The organism is Flavihumibacter sp. UBA7668 (genome assembly GCF_002483205.1).
Classification (GTDB): Bacteria; Bacteroidota; Bacteroidia; order Chitinophagales; family Chitinophagaceae; genus Flavihumibacter.
On sequence record NZ_DLHM01000001.1, the window covers coordinates 482739 to 489774 of the forward strand.

The window sequence follows — 7036 nt, forward strand, 5'->3', positions numbered from 1 at the left end:
AAGGTCAAAGGTGAAACGTGAAAGGAAAAGGTGAAACGTGAAAAGTGAAAGGTCAAAGGTGAAACGTGAAAAGTGAAAGGGAAAGGTGAAACGTGAAAAGTGAAAGTTGAAAGTTGAAAAGTGAAAGGTCAAAGGTGAAAAGTGAAAGGTCAAAGGTGAAACGTGAAAGTTGAAAAGTGAAAGGTCAAAGGTGAAACGTGAAAAGTGAAAGATCAGCCTGAAGGTTTAGTTTTTAAAATTAGATTTGAAAGGAGAGCAAAGCAACTGTTCATGGATTTTTGTAATTCCGGATAAGTTGCTTTGCTTATAAATTCAAGTTCCTCACAAATATCCAACGCTGCATCTACTTCTACAAGAGATGCACGTGCAATTTCAAAAAATCGAACCCGATCCATAGCAGAACTTTTCGAACAGCCTTCAGCTATATTAAGAACTACTGAAACGGCAGCTCTTCTGATTTGTTGAACCAGATTCCCCATTTCATAACTGGGTAAACTCTTAGTGAGTTTATAACATTGAATGGAAAAAGCTTTCGCATTGACAAAAACTTCCAATTTTTGGTGATTTAATTGTAGAAACATTTTTTTCTACAAATCACGGAAGAATCTCAGATTTCCGGTAGCGTGTTTTCACCCCCTTTCACCTCTCACCTTTCACCTATTATTGCACTTTAGTGCAATAATAACTCGCATGGCTTTATCCCCGTATGCTTCTTAAACGCAGTTGAAAAATGTGAAATGGATGAATAACCCAGCATCATGGATACTTCCGTTACACTGAGTCCTTTTTCGTACAGTAAATAACGTGCATGTTCCATGCGCTGGCTTTGGTAGAAATCGAACACGGTTGTGCCATACATTTCTTTGAAGCCCTTTTTCAGGTAACATTCATTGATAGCCACTTTTTTACTAAGCTCTTTAATGGTGATGGGTTCACCGATATGTTGCAATAAAACTTCGCGTGCTTTTTCAATTTTTTCGCGATCCGATTCATTCGCCAGGAATTTACAACTGAACGCAATTTCCTCCTTCTCTCCTACCATACAATCCAGACTGAACAGTAAAAGCATCTGCATCTGCGCATTGATGAATATATTCTCCATCGAACCATTATACTGATGATTCAGCAGCGTCTCCAAAACTGTTCGGGTCCTGCTGCAAAGCGACAATGCTTTTGAAAAGGAAGTCCGATGGCGGAACCGGATAATATCATCCTGCAGCGTATTCATATTGCCTGAACCAATAAACTGGGACAAATGAGCCGGACTAAAAACAAAACTCATCACATCCACACTGGGTGCGCGATGTTCACAGGAATTTGTCAGATTTATTTTACAACTGTCACATTCTGTCTGATACTGACGGCAATACATATTACCGGCAATACAAAAACGAAGCTCCAGATAGTTCTGTTTCTCATCCGCCGGCACCCGATGGTAGACCAGAAACCCCGTATCATCCATTTCAAAGGGCAGATTTTTCCGGTATCGCTGAATCGTATAATGCACCGAACCCGGAATCTGCTGCTCCCGCTGGTGCATTAATTCCAGTTCATTGTACATCACCGGAGCTTTCCGGGCAATGGATAATATGTCGGGAGATTGAAACACGAACGGGCAAAATTAAGCAAGATCTCTTAAATGGTGTGACATTGATCCGTTCCCGGCTGTCACCCCACTGTCATTTCTCCCCTCCACCCGTCAGGATTACCCGACGGATACCTCCCCTTTCCCCCTCCCCCTTTCACCTCTCACCTCTCCCTTTCACCTCTCCCTTTCACCTTTCACTTTTCACCTTTCACCTTATTTCGTACATTTGCCAATAGTCATTTTTTATACCTTTTAAGCGTATTTACAAGTATTTATGAGTACAGAAATTCAGGAAGAAACCCTCGCAAACAACAATGGTTATGGTGCGGATAGTATACAGGTGCTGGAAGGCCTCGAAGCCGTTCGGAAACGCCCGGCCATGTATATCGGTGATATCGGGGTAAAAGGCCTGCACCACCTGGTGTATGAAGTGGTGGATAACTCAATTGATGAAGCCCTCGCAGGCTATTGTAAGAATATCGTTGTAAATATTCATGAAGACAATTCCATTTCTGTAAGTGATGATGGCCGGGGTATCCCAACAGCCATGCATACCAAAGAAAAAAGAAGCGCACTGGAAGTGGTAATGACCGTGCTCCATGCCGGTGGTAAATTTGATAAAAATACCTATAAGGTTTCCGGTGGTTTACATGGTGTGGGCGTAAGTTGCGTAAACGCACTCAGCCGCGATCTGAAAGTTACGGTACAACGCGAAGGCAAAATCTTTGAGCAGGAATATAAAATCGGGATCCCGCAATACGCAGTTCGTGAAATAGGCACTTCCGAACTCACCGGAACCAAAGTGCATTTCTGGCCCGATGACACCATCTTTACCAACCTCGTTTACAACCGCGAAATTCTCGAAGGTCGCTTACGCGAACTCTCCTTCCTGAACCGTAAAATCAATATCATTCTGAATGATCTGAGAGAACTGGATGAAGAAGGCAATCATTATACCGCCACCTTTTACAGCGAAGGGGGTATCGTTGAGTTTGTTGAAATGCTCGATAAAGCCGCCAACAGAACTCCCCTGATCGCCAACACCCTGTTTGTAGAAGGTTATGATGAAAACTCACATGTTGCAGTTGAAGTTGCGCTTTCTTACAACAACGATTTTAAGGAGCATATCTTCTCCTATGTAAATAATATTAATACCATTGAAGGTGGTACACACGTAACCGGATTCCGACGCGCGCTTACCCGGGTATTTAAAAGTTATGGCGACAAACAGGGCCTCTTCGAAAAAGCGAAAATTGAAGTGGAAGGGGACGATTTCCGGGAAGGACTAAGCTCCATCATATCGGTTAAGGTACCTGAACCGCAATTTGAAGGACAAACCAAAACCAAACTCGGAAACAGTGATGTTAGTGGTGTGGTGGAAACAACGGTAGCCCGGGCGCTGGATGCTTATCTTGAAGAAAACCCCAAAGAAGCGCGGAACGTTATTTCTAAAGTAATCCTCGCCGCTCAGGCCAGGGTTGCAGCGAAAAAAGCCCGCGAAATGGTACAGCGTAAAACAGTACTCAGCGGTGGCGGACTACCGGGAAAACTGGCCGACTGCTCCGAGCGCGATGCTGAACGTTGTGAACTTTACCTGGTCGAAGGAGATTCGGCCGGTGGAACAGCCAAGCAGGGACGCGACCGGAATTTCCAGGCCATCCTGCCACTTCGGGGTAAAATCCTGAACGTGGAGAAAGCCATGGAACACAAAATCTATGAAAACGAAGAGATCCGGAATATTTATACCGCCCTCGGCGTTACCATAGGCACCCCGGAAGATCCTAAAGCACTTAACCTCAGCAAACTACGTTATCACAAGCTGATCATCATGACCGATGCCGATGTGGATGGGTCCCATATCGCTACCCTGATCCTGACCTTTATCTACCGCTATATGTCGGAATTGGTAAAAGAAGGATATGTATACCTGGCTCAACCACCACTTTACCTCGTAAAAAAAGGTAAAGATCAGGATTATGCCTGGGGTGAAGATGACCGGAAACTGCTGGTTGAAAAATTTGGCGCAGGAAAAGAAGACAGCGTAACCATTCAGCGATACAAAGGTTTGGGAGAGATGAATGCCACCCAGCTTTGGGAAACAACCATGAATCCCGATACCCGCACATTGAAACGGGTAACCCTGGAAAGTGCAGCAGAAGCAGATATGGTCTTCAGTATGCTTATGGGAGATGAAGTAGCACCACGACGCCAATTCATTGAAAGTCACGCGAAATACGCCAAAATCGACATTTAATATTAAAATTTCCCTATAAATACGCGCATTTCAAGGGCAGTCTAAGTTTTTTTGGCTAGCTTGTATGCGCAATTTTAACCATATTATTCATTCTTAAAATAGCTAAACATGGCTGATATCAAATTGACCGCATATAACGTAAAGACAAAGGAAAAAGGTGTAGAAATTAAAGATGCAGTGATCACCAAAACTGCAAGAGGCGGTTACATGGCGCAAGGAAACGACGGTAAAGGAAACAAACTCACCACAATGCTGGGTGAAGAAAAAGCTCTGGCCGCTATTAAAGCAGGAATCGCTAAACAAGGCTGGTAATCAGTTAACTCATCGAATAAAAAAAGCATCCTTCCACTAACAGGAAAGGTGCTTTTTTTTTATTTTCAACCTCCGTGAGTAAACGATTTCGCCCATATTGGTTCTTTTGGATCCTGACTGCCTGCATTCCGCCTGTAGCTTTTACCCAATCTACTATAGATCCCCCCTACCACCTGAATGGTTCTGCCTATAAGGAAAACTGCAACTGTTATACACTAACAGATGCCACCAATACTCAGTCAGGCTCCGTGTGGAACATGAATAAAATCCTGCTGACCAGCTCATTTGAATTCAAGTTTGATGTAAACCTCGGCTGTAAAGACAGCGATGGTGCGGATGGAATGGTATTTATGCTGCAACCCATTTCCACCAATATTGGCTCCCAGGGCGGTGGAATTGGGTATCAAAATGTTCGACCGTCTATCGCAATTGAAATCGACACCTGGCAAAACCAGGAAAACAATGACCCCGCTTTTGACCATATCAGTATTCAGCGCGATGGTATCATTCAACACAATGTACCTAACAACCTGGCCGGACCGGTTTCTGCAATCCTGAATAACAACAATATTGAAGACTGTCAATGGCATGCTTTTACCATTCGCTGGGATGCCATCAATAAAGTACTTTCAGCCTATATCGATAACCAGTTACGCGTTTCCACCACCATCGACCTTATTCAGGATGTTTTTAATAATGATCCCTCCGTTTATTGGGGATTTACCTCAGCAACCGGCGGAGCGAATAACCACCAGCGTTTCTGTACTTCCCTTAAAGCCGGATTTCAACCGGTACCAAGCCTGGAAACCTGTGCTCCACAGGAAATTCAACTGGCGGATTTGTCCACTTCTTTCGGTTATATCGTCGCCTGGCACTGGAACTATGGTGATGGTACCATTTATAACCAGAAAACCCCGCCACCGCATACCTATTCCCAGCCCGGAAATTATACGGTTTCCGCCGCCATTCTGGGTAATGATGGCTGCTGGTCTGATACATTCCGTCAGGTAATCACCATTGGCTCTATCCCGGAGCCTGATTTTTTGCTCCCGGATACGATCTGCGGCTCTACCATTATTCATCCTGTTGATCAGTCAACAGTTGAATATGGCACAATAACAGAATGGAACTGGCTGATCAATGGTCAGTCCTTTACCGGAGAATCACCTCCGGAAGTACAGATAGCCGGTCCAGCTCAGGTGCCTGTACAGCTCAATGTTAAAACTAAAGAAGGTTGTGAATCTCAAACAGTTGAAAAAATAGTTCACCTGCTGGATAAACCGGAGATTAGTTTGGCTTCCCCCATCAGCGCCACCTGCGTTGGAGATGAATCGGAACTGGAAGCATTTTCAAACCTGGCAAGCAATCCGGTAACAGATTGGGAATGGAATTCATTGATCGGTGCTGCGGATGAAAATCGTATCAGGTTATTCAGCAATTCGGCAGGTGATTATCCCATTCAATTACGCGGGCTTGGAGAAAACGGCTGCTGGAGTGATCCCGTACAGCATATAGCCAGCTTTTTTCAAACCAAAGCAGCTGCAGGAAGGGATACCATAGCAGCTATCAATCAACCGATTCAATTGAGCGGATCAGGCGGACAATATTACAACTGGTCGCCAGCCGGTGCATTTTCGGATCCGAATCTTCCAAATCCGGTTGTAACACTCGATCGTCCAACCACCCTTGTGCTCACCACTTTTACTGATATCGGTTGCGCAACAGTTGATTCTTTGTATGTGAGGGTTTTCAAAGGGCCGGATTTATATATTCCCAATGCATTTACCCCAAATGGTGATGGCAAAAATGACCGATTCGCTTTTCTCGCCATCGGGATGAAAAAAGTCGACTATTTCCGAATCTATAACCGGTTAGGACAATTAATTCATGAGGGATTAAATACCGACGGTTGGGATGGCACCCTGCGTGGAACACCCCAACCCGCCGGCACTTACGTCTGGATGATCAGTGGCGAAGATTATAACGGGAACGTATACCGGAAAAAAGGCAGCTTCCAGCTTTTAAGATAAAATCCTTCCGTCATCAAAACTGAACAGGATTCCGTATTTTTAAATGCGACTATAACACTTAATTTTTCAACGATCCGCAAGCAATTAATATGAAAAAGCAATTCTTTTTAGCGTCTATCGCCTTCATTGGCAGCTTCAGCGCCTGTGTAGCCCAGGGTGATCCAAAACTTTCTGAACAATGGAAACCTGTTCCGCCGGTAATCAATTCGGGTTCCACAACGCAGGCTCCTTCCGATGCCATCATCCTTTTTGATGGTAAAAATAGTTCGGAATGGGTTAGTGCCAAAGATGGAACCAGTCCGGCTGCATGGACAGTTGAAAACGGCATCCTGACGGTTAAAGCCGGAACCGGCGATATCAAAACCAAACAGAGTTTTGAAGATTTTCAATTGCATGTGGAATGGAGAACCCCCGCGAAAGTGGAAGGAGACGGACAGGGCCGTGGCAATAGTGGTATCTTCCTGATGGAACAATATGAATTGCAGGTACTCGACAGCTATGGTAGCACCACCTATTCAAACGGACAGGCGGGTAGTATCTACAAACAAACCATGCCGCTGGTGAATGCATGTAAAGGTCCGGGTGAATGGCAGACTTACGATATCATTTTTACCGCTCCCCGCTTCCACGATAATGGAATGCTGAAATCTCCGGCACGCATCACTGTTTTACATAACAATGTGCTTGTTCAAAACAATACCACCATCGCCGGAGCAACTGAATACATCGGTTTGGCAACCTATAAAAAACACGGCCCCCTTGGCATCAAACTCCAGGACCACGGCAACCCGGTGAGCTTCCGCAATATCTGGCTCCGCAAACTCTGATTTTTTTCACCGGTCGGGTGGCACC

The 7036-nt window shown here is 44.8% G+C and carries 6 protein-coding genes; 4 read left to right on the plus strand and 2 right to left on the minus strand.

All coding sequences use genetic code 11. The annotated features are described in order from the left end of the window. Positions 1-212: 212 nt before the first annotated feature. Both B2746_RS02070 and B2746_RS02075 read right to left on the minus strand, forming a co-directional pair. Positions 213-581, minus strand: coding sequence for a four helix bundle protein (locus B2746_RS02070; protein ID WP_290790481.1), 369 nt, complete (start codon positions 579-581; stop codon positions 213-215). 89 nt (positions 582-670) lie between these two features. Next, the gene (locus tag B2746_RS02075; RefSeq protein ID WP_290790484.1) at positions 671-1609 is read right to left on the minus strand and encodes a helix-turn-helix transcriptional regulator; all 939 of its coding nucleotides are present in this window, start codon (positions 1607-1609) and stop codon (positions 671-673) included. Between the two features lie 253 nt (positions 1610-1862). Between B2746_RS02075 and gyrB the strand changes: the two genes are divergently transcribed. The 4 genes from gyrB to B2746_RS02095 all read left to right on the plus strand — a co-directional run bounded on the left by gyrB (position 1863) and on the right by B2746_RS02095 (position 7011). Continuing rightward, on the plus strand, positions 1863-3842 hold the full coding sequence (gyrB, locus tag B2746_RS02080; protein WP_290790487.1) for a DNA topoisomerase (ATP-hydrolyzing) subunit B: 1980 nt from the start codon (positions 1863-1865) through the stop codon (positions 3840-3842). 108 nt (positions 3843-3950) lie between these two features. Further along, on the plus strand, positions 3951-4154 hold the full coding sequence (locus B2746_RS02085) for a hypothetical protein (protein ID WP_039133489.1): 204 nt from the start codon (positions 3951-3953) through the stop codon (positions 4152-4154). Positions 4155-4228: 74 nt separating this feature from the next. Beyond that, a complete protein-coding gene (locus B2746_RS02090; protein ID WP_290790490.1) occupies positions 4229-6184 on the plus strand; it encodes a lectin-like domain-containing protein in 1956 nt (651 codons plus the stop codon). 89 nt (positions 6185-6273) lie between these two features. Next, positions 6274-7011 (plus strand): 3-keto-disaccharide hydrolase, encoded by a 738-nt coding sequence (locus tag B2746_RS02095; RefSeq protein WP_290790492.1) that lies wholly within the window; start codon positions 6274-6276, stop codon positions 7009-7011. Positions 7012-7036: the final 25 nt, after the last annotated feature.

Coding starts and splice junctions, on each gene's coding strand:
- B2746_RS02070 (WP_290790481.1), bottom strand. CDS start 581: ATGTTTCTACAATTAAATCACCAAAAATTGGAAGTTTTTGTCAATGCG.
- gyrB (WP_290790487.1), top strand. CDS start 1,863: ATGAGTACAGAAATTCAGGAAGAAACCCTCGCAAACAACAATGGTTAT.
- B2746_RS02085 (WP_039133489.1), top strand. CDS start 3,951: ATGGCTGATATCAAATTGACCGCATATAACGTAAAGACAAAGGAAAAA.
- B2746_RS02095 (WP_290790492.1), top strand. CDS start 6,274: ATGAAAAAGCAATTCTTTTTAGCGTCTATCGCCTTCATTGGCAGCTTC.